16 protein-coding genes are annotated in these 16,513 nt (G+C 69.6%); 12 read left to right on the forward strand and 4 right to left on the reverse strand.

What is annotated here, in order from left to right; translation table 11 throughout:
• The first annotated feature begins 159 nt into the window (after nt 1-159).
• The 4 genes from ACTWQN_RS27680 to ACTWQN_RS27695 all read left to right on the forward strand — a co-directional run bounded on the left by ACTWQN_RS27680 (nt 160) and on the right by ACTWQN_RS27695 (nt 2,574).
• Nucleotides 160-606, forward strand: a complete 447-nt coding sequence (locus ACTWQN_RS27680; protein ID WP_443206518.1) for a lipid droplet-associated protein — start codon at nt 160-162, stop codon at nt 604-606.
• A 92-nt stretch (nt 607-698) separates the two neighbouring features.
• Nucleotides 699-1,889, forward strand: coding sequence for an exodeoxyribonuclease VII large subunit (gene xseA, locus ACTWQN_RS27685; RefSeq protein ID WP_443206519.1), 1,191 nt, complete (start codon nt 699-701; stop codon nt 1,887-1,889).
• Nucleotides 1,886-2,323, forward strand: coding sequence for a hypothetical protein (locus ACTWQN_RS27690; RefSeq protein WP_443206520.1), 438 nt, complete (start codon nt 1,886-1,888; stop codon nt 2,321-2,323). The genes xseA and ACTWQN_RS27690 overlap by 4 nt, the downstream gene beginning before the upstream one ends.
• A 35-nt stretch (nt 2,324-2,358) precedes the next feature.
• On the forward strand, nt 2,359-2,574 hold the full coding sequence (locus tag ACTWQN_RS27695; RefSeq protein ID WP_443206630.1) for an exodeoxyribonuclease VII small subunit: 216 nt from the start codon (nt 2,359-2,361) through the stop codon (nt 2,572-2,574).
• 48 nt (nt 2,575-2,622) lie between these two features.
• Here the strand turns inward: ACTWQN_RS27695 and ACTWQN_RS27700 are convergent, their stop codons facing one another.
• On the reverse strand, nt 2,623-3,216 hold the full coding sequence (locus tag ACTWQN_RS27700; protein WP_443206521.1) for a DUF4245 domain-containing protein: 594 nt from the start codon (nt 3,214-3,216) through the stop codon (nt 2,623-2,625).
• 179 nt (nt 3,217-3,395) lie between these two features.
• On the opposite strand from ACTWQN_RS27700, the gene glpX reads away from it, so the two are divergent.
• Nucleotides 3,396-4,451, forward strand: coding sequence for a class II fructose-bisphosphatase (gene glpX, locus ACTWQN_RS27705; protein WP_443206522.1), 1,056 nt, complete (start codon nt 3,396-3,398; stop codon nt 4,449-4,451).
• A 223-nt stretch (nt 4,452-4,674) separates the two neighbouring features.
• Nucleotides 4,675-5,421: a S1 family peptidase gene (locus ACTWQN_RS27710; protein WP_443206523.1), complete on the forward strand. Its 747-nt coding sequence runs from the start codon at nt 4,675-4,677 to the stop codon at nt 5,419-5,421.
• Between the two features lie 119 nt (nt 5,422-5,540).
• On the opposite strand, the gene ACTWQN_RS27715 is transcribed toward ACTWQN_RS27710, so the two are convergent.
• Entirely contained in the window at nt 5,541-6,524 is a 984-nt protein-coding gene (locus ACTWQN_RS27715; RefSeq protein ID WP_443206524.1) for an NAD(P)/FAD-dependent oxidoreductase, read from the reverse strand.
• 198 nt (nt 6,525-6,722) lie between these two features.
• Between ACTWQN_RS27715 and ACTWQN_RS27720 the strand changes: the two genes are divergently transcribed.
• The 6 genes from ACTWQN_RS27720 to ACTWQN_RS27745 all read left to right on the forward strand — a co-directional run bounded on the left by ACTWQN_RS27720 (nt 6,723) and on the right by ACTWQN_RS27745 (nt 13,303).
• Nucleotides 6,723-7,493 carry a S1 family peptidase gene (locus ACTWQN_RS27720; RefSeq protein ID WP_443206631.1) on the forward strand — a complete coding sequence of 257 codons (771 nt, stop codon included), beginning with the start codon at nt 6,723-6,725 and terminating at the stop codon, nt 7,491-7,493.
• A gap of 228 nt (nt 7,494-7,721) precedes the next feature.
• Entirely contained in the window at nt 7,722-9,116 is a 1,395-nt protein-coding gene (locus ACTWQN_RS27725) for a class II fumarate hydratase (RefSeq protein WP_443206525.1), read from the forward strand.
• A 49-nt stretch (nt 9,117-9,165) separates the two neighbouring features.
• On the forward strand, nt 9,166-10,680 hold the full coding sequence (locus tag ACTWQN_RS27730; RefSeq protein ID WP_443206526.1) for an ATP-dependent DNA ligase: 1,515 nt from the start codon (nt 9,166-9,168) through the stop codon (nt 10,678-10,680).
• A gap of 13 nt (nt 10,681-10,693) precedes the next feature.
• Entirely contained in the window at nt 10,694-11,113 is a 420-nt protein-coding gene (locus ACTWQN_RS27735) for a DUF4288 domain-containing protein (RefSeq protein ID WP_443206527.1), read from the forward strand.
• Between the two features lie 159 nt (nt 11,114-11,272).
• Nucleotides 11,273-11,446, forward strand: a complete 174-nt coding sequence (locus tag ACTWQN_RS27740) for a hypothetical protein (RefSeq protein WP_443206528.1) — start codon at nt 11,273-11,275, stop codon at nt 11,444-11,446.
• A gap of 417 nt (nt 11,447-11,863) precedes the next feature.
• Entirely contained in the window at nt 11,864-13,303 is a 1,440-nt protein-coding gene (locus tag ACTWQN_RS27745; RefSeq protein ID WP_443206529.1) for a GuaB1 family IMP dehydrogenase-related protein, read from the forward strand.
• 81 nt (nt 13,304-13,384) lie between these two features.
• Here the strand turns inward: ACTWQN_RS27745 and phoH2 are convergent, their stop codons facing one another.
• Nucleotides 13,385-14,728, reverse strand: coding sequence for an RNA 5'-3' helicase PhoH2 (gene phoH2, locus ACTWQN_RS27750; protein ID WP_443206632.1), 1,344 nt, complete (start codon nt 14,726-14,728; stop codon nt 13,385-13,387).
• A 504-nt stretch (nt 14,729-15,232) separates the two neighbouring features.
• Nucleotides 15,233-16,447, reverse strand: a complete 1,215-nt coding sequence (locus ACTWQN_RS27755; protein ID WP_443206530.1) for a DUF885 domain-containing protein — start codon at nt 16,445-16,447, stop codon at nt 15,233-15,235.
• Nucleotides 16,448-16,513 lie beyond the last annotated feature (66 nt).

The following is a 16,513-nucleotide window of genomic DNA, read 5'->3' on the forward strand; positions in this document are numbered from 1 at the left end:
CCGCCAAGGGTACGGATCTGCTCCCACGCGCTCAGCGCGGCAGTCATCGGCACCGCCGCGCGCGGGTGGCCCGGACGCCTGGCCGGAACCGGGTACGCCGATCAACGGTCCGGCGGTGGGGTGATGGCTTCGCGGCCACAAGTGCGGCAGGCTGGGCCCATGTCATCGTTCCCCCTGCCGGTACGGGTCGCCGCCGGGCTCGCGGCCACCGCCGTCGAGCAGGCCCGCCAGCTCCCGGCCACGCTGCTCGGCCTGCCGGTCACCGTGGCCAGCCAAGCGTTGCAGGCGTCGATGCGGATCCAGCAGCAGATCACCGAGCTGGCGATCAAGGGCGACGAGGCCCTCGCCGGACTGCGCACCCCCGAGGAACAGCCCGCCTGGGCGACCTTCGACGAGGACGAGCCGACGGAACCGCAGGTGCTGGCCGAGGACCTGTCGGTGCTGGCCGACTACGACCACCTGACGCTGCCGCAGCTGCGGGGCAGGCTCCGCGCGTTCTCCGAAGCGGAGCTGGCCGAACTGCTCGCCTACGAGCAGCAGCACGGTCAGCGGCCGGAATTCCTCCGGATGCTGCGCAACCGGCTGGACCGGCTGCGCAACCAGTGACCGGGTCCCGCGGACCCGGGGCACGATCGGTGCGCAACGACGCATGAGGAGCGAAGCTGAGTTCTCCGACAAGTCCTGAACAGCCCTGGCCGGTGCGGACCGTCGCACGCAAGATCGCCGACTGGATCAACCGGCTCGGCACGATCTGGGTGGAAGGGCAGATCACCCAGATCTCGCTGCGCCCCGGTGCGGGCACCGCGTTCCTGACGCTGCGCGACCCGTCCGCCGACGTGTCGCTGACGCTGACCTGCGCCGCCTCGCTGCTGCGCGAGATGGAGCCGCCGCTGACCGACGGCAGCCGGGTCGTGGTGCACGGCAAGCCGACGTTCTTCGTCGGTCGCGGCACGCTGAGCCTGCGGGTCGACGAGATCCGCGCGGTCGGCATCGGGGAGCTGCTGGCGCGCATCGAGCGGCTGCGCCAGCTGTTGAAGGCCGAGGGCCTGTTCGACCCGGCGCGCAAGCGCCCGCTGCCGTTCCTGCCGAACCGGGTCGGCCTGATCACCGGCCGCGCGTCGGCCGCCGAGCACGACGTGCTGACCAATGCGCAGCTGCGCTGGCCCGCGGTGCAGTTCGAGATCCGCAACGTCGCCGTGCAGGGTTCGACCGCGGTGCCGCAGATCCTGACGGCGTTGCAGGAGCTGGACCGGCTGCCGGAGGTCGACGTGATCGTCCTGGCGCGCGGCGGCGGCAGCGTCGAGGACCTGCTGCCGTTCTCCGACGAAGCGCTCTGCCGCGCGGTCTCCGCCTGCCGGACCCCGGTGGTCAGCGCCATCGGGCACGAGCCGGACTCGCCGCTGGTGGACCACGTCGCGGACGTGCGCTGCTCGACCCCGACCGGCGCAGGCAAGCGCGTGGTGCCCGATGTCGCCGAGGAGACGCAGCGGATCCACCAGCTGCGCGACCGCGCCCGCCGCGCCCTGCACGGCTGGGTGGATCGGGAGCGCCGACTGCTCGACGCGCTGCGCAGCCGCCCGGTGCTGGCCGACCCGTTCGGACCGCTGCGACAGCGGGCCGAACAGGTCGGGTTGCTGCGCGACCGGGCCCGCCGCGCGGTGACGACCGCGTTGAACACCGAACGACACGCCTTGACCGCCACTCGATCTCGCTTGACGACCTTGGGCCCGGCGGCCACTCTGGCTCGTGGATACGCAATCGTGCAGCGCGTCGAGGACGGCGCGGACGGTGTGCTCCGGTCGGTGGACGAGGCACCGCCGGGAACCCGCCTGCGAGTGCGGGTCGTTGACGGTGCGATACAGGCAGTCGTACCGGATCGAACAGGTTGAACAGGACGGAGACCGTGCACCCGAAGCAGGAACCATCGTTCCTCCCCCTGACCGTCGGCGTCGCGCGGTCGGCGGCCACCGGCTCGCTGCCCCGCCGGGATCGGGCCGGTGAGGTGCAGCGCTGCGCCGAAGCGGCCGACGCGACCGCCGCCGGGTGTTGGGCCGCGTTGCTGGGCGGCTGCCAGTCCGCCGAGCGCAAGGACCTGCCGTCCCGGCTGCGCGCGCTGGTCGAGGCCACCTCCGGATACGTGGGGGCCGGGTCGTGGGCCGCGTCGGCGCATCGACGTAGGGTCGCGGAAGCGCAGTTGCGCATCAACGACGCGGTGCGCGAGGGCGACGGCGCCGAGTTCGCCGAGGCGTTCGTCGGCTACGACCAGGCGATCGCCACCGCGGTGGTGTCCGTGCAGAGCAACGTGGAGAGTTCTACCCCGTGACCGCGAACGAGCAGCAGGACGAGCACTTCGACCCGGTGGCCGAGCACCCCGAGGTCGCTGAGCTCGGTTATGAGCAGGCCCGCGACCAGCTGGCCGAGGTGGTCAAGCAGCTGGAGGCGGGCGGGCTGTCCCTGGAGGATTCGCTGGCGCTGTGGGAGCGCGGCGAAGCTCTGGCCGCGGTTTGCGAACGCCACCTCGCGGGCGCCCGCGAGCGCGTCGAACGCGCTCTCGCCGCCGTCGAGAAGGACTGACCGGCCTACTGCCGATACGGGCCCTGACCCGAGCGGTGCCGGGTCCGGTCAGGGGACGGTCGGGGCCGCGACCGCCGCCTCGGCGAGGGTGCGGAACTCCGGTTCGTCGGCGTTGCCGGTGATCAGCAGCCGGACGCCCGCCAGCTCCGAGACCCAGGCCTGTTCGCCGCGCACGCTCTGGTAGCTCACCCACTGCCGACCGGCCACGTCGACGGTGCCGGTGGCGTGCGGCGGCTGGCGCGTCTCGGCGGCCACCAACTCCTCCTCGGACGCCGTCGACTGCGCCAACCGCAGGTAACGCGCCCCGCCGGTCAACCACCCGACCCGCACGACCTGCGCGTGCGAGCCGAGCGTGGTCACGTTCGCCGAATTGGCCCGCCAATTCGCGGGCAGGTTCGGTTCGCGGACCGGGAACTCCACCCGATCGGCCGCCTTGTGCAGCTCACCGGGGACGTCGACGGTCGGTACCGGGCCGCTCTCGATCGACGGACCGCCCGGGTTGAACGAGCACTGCCCCACCAGACCGGCCACCCCGAAGGCCACCAGGACCAGCGGCAAGATGGCGAACACCATCGCCGACGCGGTCCGGGGCGGGCGCGACGGCGCCGGTTGCTCGTTGCCGGATTCAGCCACGACGTCCATGCTCTCACCGGCCGCACGAGGGCCCGCCAGGCGGCCGAACAGGAGTGGGCTGCCCCACGCGCGACCTCCGACAAGCCTTGCGATCTGCGAAGATCGGGGTAACGAGCCTGAGCGCGGGACCCAACCCTGGCGAACTCGGGCCGGAGAAATCCGAAGACCGCTCACCACCGGGAGGCGCGATGAGCTCCAGCACTGAACGACGGCGCGAAGCACCGGACCGCAACCTGGCGATGGAACTTGTCCGGGTCACCGAGGCCGCCGCGATGGCCGCAGGTCGCTGGGTGGGGCGCGGCGACAAGAACGCTGGTGACGGCGCCGCGGTGGACGCGATGCGCAAACTCATCGGCACCGTGTCGATGCGCGGTGTCGTGGTCATCGGCGAAGGCGAGAAGGACGAGGCGCCGATGCTCTACAACGGCGAGCAGGTCGGCGACGGCGAAGGCCCGGACTGCGACGTCGCGGTGGATCCGATCGACGGAACCACGCTGCTGAGCAAGGGCATGCCGAACGCGCTGGCGGTGCTCGCGGTGTCCGAACGCGGCACCATGTTCGACCCGTCCGCGGTGTTCTACATGGAGAAGATGGCCGTCGGCCCGGAGGCCGCCGGGGTCGTGGACCTGACCGCCCCGATCGCGGAGAACATCCGCCGGGTGGCCAAGGCCAAGCACATCGACGTCTCCGACGTCACGGTGTGCATCCTGGACCGGCCGCGGCACGAGCAGATAGTCAAGGACGTCCGCGAAGCGGGCGCGCGCATCCAGTTCATCTCCGACGGTGACGTCGCCGGTGCGATCGCGACGGCCCGTCCGGACAGCGGCGTGGACATGCTGCTGGGCGTCGGCGGCACCCCGGAGGGCATCATCGCCGCGTGCGCGCTGAAGTGCCTCGACGGTGAGATCCAAGCGCGGCTGTGGCCGCGGGACGACGTCGAGCGCGCCAAGGTCCGCGAGGCCGGGCACGACGTGAACCAGGTGCTGACGACTTCCGATCTGGTGCGCGGCGACAACATGTTCTTCTGCGCCACCGGCATCACCGATGGCGCGCTGCTCAAGGGCGTGCACTACCGGGCCAACCGGTGCACCACGCAGTCGATCGTGATGCGCTCGAAGTCCGGCACGGTCCGGGTGATCGATGGCCACCACAAGATGTCCAAGCTGCGCGAATACTCCGATGTCGATTTCGGGGATGTCGATTTCGGGGCAGAAGACACCGCACGGCACGGCTTATTGCCCTGATCACTGCCCCGGCGAACCGGTTTCGACCGGGAAATTGGGAAATATTCGCCCATCTCCCGGCGCACCACCTTTTTCCGAGCGGTGACCTGCGGTTTCGGCTGCGGGTCACCGCTTTTGGCTTTGTCGACCTCCTCCCTTCGTGGGTACGTCGAAAGAATGTGCCCGCTTACTGTCTGTGCCCATCCGGCCAGCGGTGCCGGGCACACGGGAGGATTCGACGGAGATGCGGAAGCGCTCGGTTCTCATCGGAGCCATCGCTGCGGTCGGCGCGATCGGCGCACTAGGCCTGCCCGCCGTCGCGGCGGCTGACGATGTCGACCCGTTCATCGTCGGCGGCCACGACGCCACCGAGGAGTACTCGTTCATGGTGTCCCTGCAGCAGCAGGGACAGCACGGCTGTGGCGGCTCGCTGATCAAACCCGACTGGGTGATCACCGCAGCGCACTGCGTGCAGGGTGGCGGCCAGTTCTCGGTTCGAGTCGGCAGCAACGATCACACCAGCGGCGGCGAAGAAGCCACCGTCACCAACGTGGTGATCCACCCCTCCGCCGACATCGCGGTGTTGCAGCTCGACCAGCAACTGCAGGCGACCCCGATCAGCATCGCCGCGGACTCCGGCCCGGCGGGCACCGCGACGCGGATCATCGGCTGGGGTCAGACCTGCGCCGAGCCCGGCTGCGGCCCGGCGCCGCAAGCCCTGCAGGAGCTGGACACCCAGATCGTCGACGACGGGGACTGCACCGGCATCGACGGGCAGGGCGAGATCTGCACCGACAACCCGAATGGCAATTCGGGCGCCTGCTACGGCGATTCGGGCGGGCCGCAGCTCAAGGGCAGCCCGGGCAGCTGGGAGCTGATCGGCGCGACCAGCCGTTCCGGCAACGGCGACCCGAACTGCGCCACCGGCCCGTCGATCTACACCGACGTGGTCGCCTACGCGGACTGGGTCAACCAGAACACCGGCGGCTGAGCCCGGTGCGTGGTGGGCGGTTCCTCCTGCGGGCCGCCCACCGCAACCGGCTCGTGGAATGAAAATCCCGGCTCTTACCGGAAAAACCACTCACGGCCGTCCGGCGCCAAGTGCCGTCGCTAGCCCTCGTTCGAGGAGTGGCCCGGGAAGAGGTGGGCGTCCGGGTTGAGCTCGACGGCGATGTTGTTGACCGCCGTCGCCGCTTCGCCGAAGCCGGTGGCGATCAGCTTGACCTTCCCCGGATAGGCCGCGACATCTCCGGCCGCGTAGACCCGAGGCCGGTTGGTCCGCATCGTGCTGTCCACCAGGATCGAGCGCTTCTCCAGCTCCAGTCCCCACTTCTCGATCGGGCCCAGATCCGCGGTGAAGCCGAGCGCGGCGACCACGGTCTGCGCTGGCAGCACCTGGCGCGGCTGACCGCTGACCTCGATCTCCACCTCTCGCACCCCGGTGTCGTCGCCGCGGATCTCGGCGACCTCGGCCGGGACGAGCAGCGGAACACCCAGGTCCTCGACCTTGCTGACCAGGCCCGGATGCGCCCGGAACCGCGTTCGGCGGTGCACGAGGGTCACGCTGCGGGCCACCGGGTGCAACGCCAATGCCCAGTCGAAGGCGGAGTCCCCACCCCCGACCACCACCACGTCGTGTCCACTGTGCACGGACAGCTCGGGGATGAAGTGCACTACGCCGCGACCGACCCAGGCGTCACCAGCGGGCAGCGGGCGCGGGCTGAACTCGCCGATGCCCGCCGTGACCAGCACCGCACCGGCCCGCACCGCATCTTCCGCGCCGACTTCGACGAGAAAGCCACCGTCCACATCGGACAGTTCAGTGGCGGGCTGACCGAGCAGGTAGATCGGGTCGTACTGACCGGCCTGCTTCACCAGCGCGGAAACCAGATCTCGACCGCGCACCTCGGGGAATCCGGCCACATCGAAGATCATCTTTTCCGGGTACATAGCGGTCACCTGACCGCCGGGTTCGGGCAACGCGTCGACCACCGCCACCGACATCCCGCGGAATCCCGCGTAGTAGGCGGCGAACAATCCGGTCGGACCCGCGCCCACGATCAGCAGATCGACTTCATGGGACACCGCAGCCATGCCCACCACCTTGTCGTAGACCGTGTGGACACACCCAGGCTAGCCGGATCAGTCGGCAATGTCCGCACCATCGGGCTTCGCTGCGCCAGTTCGCCGAATTCGCTCCGGCAGTCGGCGGTACCCGGCCGGTAACTCCCCGCTTACGTTCACCGAAAAAGGGGATCTTGTCGGGGAGGAGAATTCGTGAAAAGGACGTCCATGCTGCTCGGGGGTATCGCAGCACTGGCGCTGAGCATGGCTGCGCTGCCGGCAACGGCCACCGCCGCCACCGCCTCGGACAATCCGGGCGCATTGATCGTCGGCGGACGCGTCGCGACCGAGCAGTACGACTGGATGGCCTCGTTGCAGCGTGCCGGTCAGCACAGCTGCGGGGCTTCCCTGATCGCACCGCAGTGGGTGCTCACCGCGGCGCACTGCGTGCAAGACGCCGCTCCGGCCGATCTCGGACTGCGCATCGGCAGCCCGGACCACACCGCCGGCGGCACCGAGGCCGGGGTGGCCGAGATCGTGGTGCACCCGGACTACGCCACCCAGAACCCCAACGGTGACGTCGCGCTGCTGAAGCTGGACCACGCGGTGGCGCAGACCCCGGTCGAGATCGCCACCGGCTCCGGCGCCGACGGCACCCCGTCGCGGATCATCGGCTGGGGCCTGTCCTGCCCGATCCGCGGATGCGGCCAGCCGCCCGTCCAGCTGCAGGAGCTGGAGACGCGGGTGGTCGCCGACAGCCAGTGCTCGCTGAGCGCGATCGACGGCCCGACCGAGATCTGCACCGGTAGCCAACAGCTGCTGGCCAACGCCTGCTTCGGCGACTCCGGTGGACCGCAGTTGGAGGGCGAGCCGGGCAACTGGAAGCTCACCGGCGTCACCAGCCGCCTCGGCAGCCTGATCCCGGTGTGCGGCACGGCCCCGTCGGTCTACACCGACGCAACGGCCTACCGAGACTGGATCTACGCCACCACCGGTTGATCTTTTCCAGGTGAAGGGCACCTTTGACCGGCTTACTCGGTCAAAGGTGCCCTTCACTCGTCATCCGCACGGGTTCTGCCGAGATCGGTGCGGCCCGGCTCGGCGGCTGCGAGATCGGGCACCTTCATCGGTCCAGTTCGGACATTCGGCGTGCGCCGGGCCACAGATCCACGCCGAGTGGGGTGGCCCACGCTGACCGCAAGCCCCTCGCGGCGGGACACTCCTGGTATGGCTGAACAGGATTACCGGATCGAACACGACACGATGGGCGAGGTGCGGGTGCCGGTGCACGCCCTCTACCGGGCGCAGACCCAGCGAGCCGTGGACAACTTCCCGATCTCCGGCCGAGGCCTGGAGCGCGCCCAGATCCGCGCGCTCGGCCTGCTGAAGGCCGCGGCGGCGCGGGTCAACGGTCGGCTCGGCGTGCTCGACGCCGAGGTGGCCGAGGCGATCGCGGCCGCCGCCGACGAGGTGGCCGAAGGCGCGCACGACGAGCACTTCCCGATCGACGTGTTCCAGACCGGCTCCGGCACGTCGTCCAACATGAACGCCAACGAGGTCATCGCCACGTTGGCGTCCCGGCGACTTGGCCGCGACGTGCACCCCAACGACGACGTCAACGCCTCGCAGTCGTCCAACGACACCTTCCCGACGACGATCCACGTCGCCGCCACCGAGGCGGTGCTCACCGACGTCATCCCGGCGCTGGAGCACCTCGCGACGACTATCGAGGGCCGCGCCGCGGAGTGGACCGAGGTGGTCAAGTCCGGCCGGACGCACCTGATGGACGCGGTGCCGATCACACTGGCGCAGGAGGCGGGCGCCTGGGCCTCGCAGGTGCGGTACGGGATCGAGCGGCTGCACAGCGGCGTGCCGCGGCTGGGCGAGCTGCCGATCGGTGGCACCGCCGTCGGGTCGGGCCTCAACGCGCCGGACGGGTTCGGCGCGGCGGTGGCGGCGGAGCTGGCGGAGGTCACCGGCCTGCCGCTGACCGAGGCCCGCGACCACTTCGAGGCGCAGGCCGCGCAGGACTCGGTGGTGGAGATCTCCGGCCAACTGCGCACCGTCGCGGTGAGCCTGACCAAGATCGCCAACGACCTGCGCTGGCTGGGCTCCGGCCCGCGCACCGGCCTGGCCGAGCTGGCGCTGCCCGACCTGCAGCCGGGTTCGTCGATCATGCCCGGCAAGGTCAACCCGGTGATCCCGGAGGCCACCCTGCAGGTGGTGGCGCAGGTGATCGGCAACGACGCGGCGGTGGCGTTCGCCGGTTCGCAGGGCAACTTCCAGCTCAACGTGATGCTGCCGGTGATCGCGCGGAACGTGCTGGAATCGGCGCGGTTGCTGGCGGCGGTGTCGAGGCTGCTGGCCGACAAGGTCTTCGCCGGGGTGCGGGTCAATGCCGAGCAGGCCCGCGCCTACGCCGAGGGTTCACCGTCGATCGTCACACCGCTGAACCGCTACATCGGCTACGAAGAGGCCGCCGCGGTCGCCAAGCAGGCCCTCAAGGAGCACAAGACGATCCGCGAAGTGGTGCTGGAGCGCGGCCACGTCGACTCCGGCAAGCTCACCGTGGAGCAGCTCGACGCGGCCCTCGACGTGCTCCGGATGGCAACCGGCAAGTGATCGGCGCGAGCTGGTGCGGGTTGTCGGTGCAGGTGCGCACCATGGACCCATGGTGCTGCTCGCGGAAGTGGTCGCGACCTCCCGTGAGGTTTCGGCGACCCGATCTCGGAAGGCCAAGACCACTGCGATCGCCGGGTTGCTCGGGCGGCTCGACGCCGTGGAGGTCCGCCCGGCGACCGCGCTGTTGGCCGGTGAGCTGCCCGGTGGACGGGCCGGGGTCGGCTGGTCGACGCTTGCCGCCCTGCGCGTGGCAGCCGCGGCCGAACCCGCGCTGACGATCGGCGACGTCGATTCGGCGATCGGTGCGGTTCGGCTGATCAAGGGCTCCGGCTCGGGCCAGCGCCGCGCCGAGTCGCTGACCGAGCTGCTCAGCAGGGCAACCGCCGCCGAGCAGGAGTTCCTGGTGCGCCTGTTCGGCGGCGAACTCCGCCAGGGCGCCCTGGAAGGAGTGATGATCGAGGCCATCGCCGCGGCTGCCGAGGTGCGCACCGATGCGGTCCGGCGGGCGTTCATGCTCTCCGGTCGGCTGCCCGCGACCGCCGAAGCGGCGCTGCGCGGTGGCGAACCGGCGCTCGCCGAATTCCGGCTGGAGGTGGGACGGCCGGTGCGTCCAATGCTCGCGTCACCGGCCGAGAACCTGGCTACCGCGCTGGCCGAATTCGACGAGGTCAGCGTCGAGTACAAATTGGACGGTGCCAGGATCCAGGTGCACCGCAACGGCGACGACGTGCACATCTACACCCGCACGCTGCGCGAGATCACCCGGAACGTGCCCGAACTCGTCGAGCTGGTGCGCGGGTTGAACTGCCAGGCGGTGGTGCTCGACGGCGAAACGCTCGCGCTCGACGACGCCGGGCGGCCCCGACCGTTCCAAGAGACCATGGGCCGCTTCGGCGCCCAGAACTCGCGAGAACTCCTGCTGCACCCGTACTTCTTCGACTGCCTGCACCTCGACGGCGAAGATCTGCTCGACCTGCCGCTGCGGCAACGCCTCGACGCGTTGGGCGCGGTCGCACCGCAGCACCGGATTCCGGCGACCCAGTCGCCGTCGCCGGAGCGCGCTGCCGAACTGTTCGACGAGGCGCTGGACGCCGGGCACGAAGGCGTCATGGTCAAGGCGCTGGATTCGGGCTACGCGGCGGGGCGGCGCGGCCGGTCCTGGCGGAAGGTCAAGCCCCAGCACACCCTCGATCTCGTCGTGCTAGCCGCCGAGTGGGGACACGGCCGACGCCGCGGCTACCTGTCGAACCTGCACCTGGGCGCGCGCGACCCCGACGGCGGCCCGCCGATCATGGTCGGCAAGACGTTCAAGGGCCTCACCGACGAACTGCTGGCCTGGCAGACCGCGGAATTCCAGCGCCGGGAGACCCACCGCGACGAATGGACCGTCCACGTCGTTCCCGAACTGGTCGTGGAGATCGAACTCGACGGCGTGCAGATCAGCCCCCGCTATCCGGGCGGGGTCGCGCTGCGCTTCGCCCGCGTGCTGCGCTACCGGCCGGAAAAGGACGCCGCTTCCGCCGACAGCATCGAGGCGGTTCGCGCCATGCTGCCGAGCGGGTGAGATCCTTGACGGCATGAGCGGCAACGACTTCGACGCGATCGGTTCGATCAACATCGGACCGGGCACCATCGACCCGCGCGAGTTCCAGGCGAACGCGGGCGCGGTCGAGCTGGACTACTACGTCGCGGTCCTGGTCCTGGAAGCCACCTCGGACGCCGCGGACCACCAACCGCTGTACGAGGAATCGTTCGTGCTGCTCAAGGCGGAGTCCGAAGAAGAGGCGAAGGAAAAGGCCGTCGAATACGGCAAGCAGCAGGAAACCAGCTACCAGAACGAGAACCACGAACTGATCACCTGGAAGCTGAAGCAGATCATCGAGGTGAAACCCCTCGAAGACGCCACCTTCGACGACGGCACAGAACTGTACGGCCGCTTCTTCCGCAATTACCAGGCCTACAGCTCCTTCGAACCCCTCACCGAAGAAGAAGCCTGAAAACGCAGCGGCCGGGGTCCCGCCTCCGGCGGGGAGTCCCGGCGTACTTCCACACCCCAACAGAGCATGGCTGACGGGAATTTATCAGCGCCGAATCCTCAATCACCACCGGGTGTATCGATTTGATCTCGAACTGCAGTTCTCGTTTCACTACGCCTCGTGTTCGTCCACGCCTACGTCGATGAGTCCTACGACCTCACCATCGGCGTCTACATCCTCACCGCCAGCATCATCGACCTCACCAACGCCGAAGACATTCGCTGCGCGCTTCGGGATTTGCACTTGCGTGCGGCTCAATGCTTGCCGCTGAGCGGGGAGTTGGCGACTACCTAGCGCACTTCGGCGACACCACTCGCCTGCACCGGATCAACGCCACGTAAAATGCCCCAGAAAACGCAGAGGCCGGGGTCCCACAATACAGCGGGAGGTCCCGGCGTACTTCCACGCCCCAACAGAGCGTGGCCGACGCCAGTATAACAAGCGATGCGCTTCAGAAATCAACTCTTACTGGGTCCACTGATCTGGTGATCTTGCGGTACCCATCCCAGAAACGCAGCGGCCGGGGTCCCGCCTCCGGCGGGTACACCCGGCGTACTTCCACGTACCTCGGTACGCAGCCGGGGTCAGTTAGCCACAGCTGGCGCTTCGCGAGCAACTCTGGACGGGTCAGGTCTTCTGGTGATCGTGGGGCGGCCCGTCGGTTCGCGCTGTAGGCGACTGGGGCGGCGCGAGCCCGTAGGGTGGTTAGACGTGCAGTTCTTGAACGGGCAGCAGCCCTCCACCGATCTGACCTACGACGACGTCTTCCTGACGCCGCGGCGCTCCGACGTCGAGTCCCGCTTCGACGTGGACCTCGCCACCAGTGACGGCACCGGGGCCACCCTGCCGATCGTGGTCGCCAACATGACAGCCGTGGCGGGCCGCCGGATGGCCGAGACCATCGCTCGGCGCGGCGGCTTGGTCGTGCTGCCGCAGGACGTCGACGCCAGCGCGGTCGCCGAGATCACCGCCTGGGTCAAGGCCCGGCACCCGGTTTGGGACACCCCGCTGGTGTTGCACGCCGACGACGCCGTGGCCGACGCCCTCAACCTCCTGCCCAAGCGCGCGCACGGCGCCGTGGTCGTCGTCGACGACGACAACCGGCCGCTGGGCGTGGTCGACGAGGCGGCCTGCACCGGGGTCGACCGGTTCGCCCGGGTCGGGCAGGTCGCCGACCGGCGCCCCGTTGTGCTGCCGCTGGAGACCAAGCCGCGCGAGGTCTTCGAACAGCTGCACAAGCAGGCCCGCAACGTCGCCATCGCGGTCGACGCGGAGGGTGGCCTGGCCGGGATCATGACCAGCCGTGGCGCGCTGCGCGCCGAGATCTACGCACCGGCGCTGGACGACGCGGGCAAGCTGCGGGTGGCCGCGGCCGTCGGGGTCAACGGCGATGTCGCCGCCAAGGCGGTCGCGCTGCTGGACGCCGGGGTCGACACCCTGGTGGTGGACACCGCGCACGGCCACCAGGAGAAGATGATCTCCGCGCTGCGGGCGGTCCGCGCGGTGCACCCGAAGGTTCCGGTGGTGGCTGGGAACGTGGTGACCGCCGAAGGGGTGCGCGACCTCGTCGAGGCCGGAGCTGACGTGATCAAGGTCGGGGTGGGGCCGGGCGCGATGTGCACGACGCGGATGATGACCGGCGTCGGCCGCCCGCAGTTCTCCGCCGTCGCCGAATGCGCCGCGCAGGCGCGCAGGCTCGGCAAGCACGTCTGGGCCGACGGCGGTGTCCGGCACCCCAGGGACGTCGCGCTGGCGCTGGCCGCCGGTGCGGCGTCGGTGATGGTCGGCTCGTGGTTCGCTGGCACCTACGAATCGCCGGGTGACCTGCAACGCGACGAGCACGGCCGGGCTTACAAGGAGTCCTTCGGCATGGCCTCCAAGCGCGCCGTCTCGGCCCGGACCCGCACCGACAGCGCGTTCGACCAGGCCCGCAAGGCGCTGTTCGAGGAAGGGATCTCCAGTTCCCGGATGCGGCTGGACCCGCACCGACCCAGCGTCGAGGACCTGCTGGACGAGATCAGCTCCGGCCTGCGCTCGTCCTGCACCTACGCCGGTGCCCGCAGCCTGGAGGAGTTCCACGACCGCGCCGTGATCGGCATCCAATCCGCCGCGGGCTTCGCCGAAGGCCGCCCTCTCCCCACCGGCTGGTAACACCGTTCGAGTGATGGGTGAAGGGCACCTTTGACCGACATAGCCGGTCAAAGGTGCCCTTCACCTCGAAAAATTCATCCGCTACGGGGTGAATTCTCCTTCCAGCATCTCGGTTACCAGGGCTGCTATTGGGGAGCGTTCGGAGCGGGTGAGGGTGACGTGGGCGAACAGCGGGTGGCCCTTGAGCTTCTCGATCACTGCCGCTACGCCGTCGTGGCGGCCGACTCTGAGGTTGTCGCGTTGTGCGACGTCGTGGGTTAGGACGACCCGTGAGTTGGCGCCGAGTCGGGACAGCACGGTCAGCAGGACGTTGCGTTCCAACGACTGCGCCTCGTCGACGATGACGAACGAGTCGTGCAGCGAGCGACCCCGGATGTGGGTCAGCGGCAGGACCTCCAGCATCCCGCGATCCATCACTTCGTCCAGCACGTTCTCGCTGGCCACCGCGCCGAGGGTGTCGAACACCGCCTGCGCCCACGGGGCCATCTTCTCGTTCTCGGTGCCCGGCAGGTACCCGAGCTCCTGACCGCCGACGGCGTACACCGGCCGGAACACCACGACCTTGCGGTGCTGCTGGCGTTCCAGCACCGATTCCAGGCCCGCGCACAACGCCAGCGCGGACTTGCCGGTCCCGGCCCGACCGCCCAGCGACACGATCCCGATGTCCGGATCGAGCAGCAGCTCCAGCGCGATGCGCTGCTCGGCGGAGCGGCCGTGCAGGCCGAAGGCCTCCCGATCACCGCGCACCAACCGGACCTGCTTCTCCGCCGTCACCCGGCCCAGCGCGCTCTGCGAACCGGCCAACAACCGCACGCCGGTGTTCGGCGGCAGGTCCCGCGCCTCGTCGAGGTCGGCGATGCCGTCCTTGAACAGGACATCCACCCAATCCGACGGCACGTCGACGTCGACCATCCCGGTCCAGCCCGACGGCACCACGTCCTGCGCGCGGTACTCCTCGGCGTCCAAGGCCACGGCCGCCGCCTTGACCCGCAGCGGCATGTCCTTGGTGACCAGCGTGACCCGGTGCCCTTCGGCCGCCAGGTTCAACGAACAGGCCAGGATGCGGGCGTCGTTGGAGTCCGTGCGGAACCCCGGCGGCAGCACCTGTGGATCGGTGTGGTTCAACTCGACGTGCAGGGTGCCGCCCGACTCGCCCACCGGCACCGGCTGGTCCAGCTGCCCGTGCCGAATCCGCAGGTCATCGAGTATGCGGAGGGATTCTCTGGCGAACCAGCCGAGTTCGGGGTGGTGGCGTTTCCCTTCCAACTCACTGATGACCACCACCGGAAGCACCACGTTGTGCTCGGCGAAACGGGACATCGCCCACGGATCGGACAACAGCACCGAAGTGTCCAGGACATAGGTGCGGACCTCGGTGCGACCGGTTTGCGCGGTGCTCGCGGACTCGCTTCCTGAGGCTGGGATCTCCGCTTGATGCTGGGAACGTCGTGCGGTCACGGCTACTCCCTCGCGGGCGTGGCATGCACACCCGCTCGTCGGCGGGCCGGGCCTGGCCTCGTCGCGCCCCGACTGGACCGGTCGTCCGCCGTGGTCGCAGGGGCCGGGCACCGGCCCTTCGCGACCAAGGTGGACGTGGTAACCGTCCGCTCCAGCCAACAGCCACGATCAGGGCCTCCCGGACGGGCCGCGTACGGACTTGCTAGAGAACGGCCCGTCAACAGCGCACGCTACCTGCGAGATCGCGACTCGGCAGGCAGCCACACAGGTGATTCGCCGAGTCGTCGATTTCTCTTCACTCGCCCCGGAATCCGCGCTGGTCACAGCAACGTCGCCGACGCCGATCCGCGTCGACGAGCGGTCCGGCAGCAGGTCAGACCGCTTTCGACGGCCAGTTCGCCGCGTCAGTCGGCCCGGCACACCCGGTGATCAGAACTACGCCGTTCGCGTGATTTTTCGCCGGACGGCCACTCAGACGTGGGAGGCGAGTTCCGCCCGCAGCACCTCGGGCACCAACGGTTCGTCAAGCAACCGGCGATAACGATCGGTGCTCGAAGTCGCCGTCGGGCGATTCTCCAGCCACTGACGCAGCAGCCGGTAGCCCTCGACGTAGGTGGTGGTGTAGGCGCACCAGAGCGGATCGCGCATGAACCGCACCAGGTGCCGGGCGCGCGGCTCGGACATCAGCAACCAGCGCTGCAGATAGGCCACCGCTTCGGTGTCGTCGGCGCCGTCGTCGTGCAGCATCAGCAGCGCGTCCTGGCGGACCGTCAGCAGTCGGCCCATCGCGAGTTCCACCCGCTCGGCCAGCTCGCCTTCCATCCAGATGCCCAGATCCGCGAAGATCTCGCCCGCCCAAGGCCCCCAGCCCGGTCCGATCGCGGCCTGCAGCCCCAGATCCGCAAGCCCTTCGGCCATCAGGCACTGCGGCGTGTTGACCAGGAAGATCGTGTGTTCGGCCTGGTGGTCCCGGATCGCCAGACCCGCTTCCTTGCGGCAGTGCTCGGTGTGGTGCCCGGGGTACGACTCGTGCGCGACCAGCTGCGGCAGGTTGGCGGCCCCGTGCCCGACGTCCGCGTTGACCGCCACCCGCGATCGGTATTCGCCGAGGTAGTGGTTGAAGCCGCTCCAGGGCCTGTCGGTCACGATCTGGTATTCGACGACTTCCTGGACCGGTAGGCCGAATCGGCTGCGCACCCGATCGCGCAGCGCGCTGGACAGGGCCTGCACGCTGACCTTGAGCCGCTGCGCGGGGACGAGGTCCCGGCTGCGGATGGCGGTCAGCCGCTCGGTCAGCGACCCCCGACCAGGCAGCAGCTCGGCGAGTTCGCGGTGCGCCGCCCGGTACTCGTCGGGATCTCCGGTCATCGGGGTGACCTGGAAGTAGGCCTCCGCCTCGGCGCGGAAGGGCAGCCGCGCACCGGCCAGCTTGCGTCCGCTGCACTCCAGCGCCGTGAGCTGCGCGGCGAGGAACCGGCGGCGCGGTTCGGCCAGCCCCGCCTCCGGTAGTTCGGCGCGCAGTCGCCGTGCCTCGGCGGCGAGTCGCGTCGGATCGGGCTGCGACTCGTTTTCCACCCGGCGGCGCAATGCCGGATCGCCGGTGTAGGAATCCACGAATCCCGAGACGAGCCGATCGAATCTGAGCCCGAGCAGGACGTATTCGGACACGAGCGCTTCGGAGTCCACGTCCGGACACTACGCCGCGCATCCCGACCGTCGGCCGCTGGTGTCCTTTCCACACCGGGGAAACCG

This window comes from Saccharopolyspora antiqui (genome assembly GCF_052246905.1).
Lineage (GTDB): Bacteria > Actinomycetota > Actinomycetes > Mycobacteriales > Pseudonocardiaceae > Saccharopolyspora.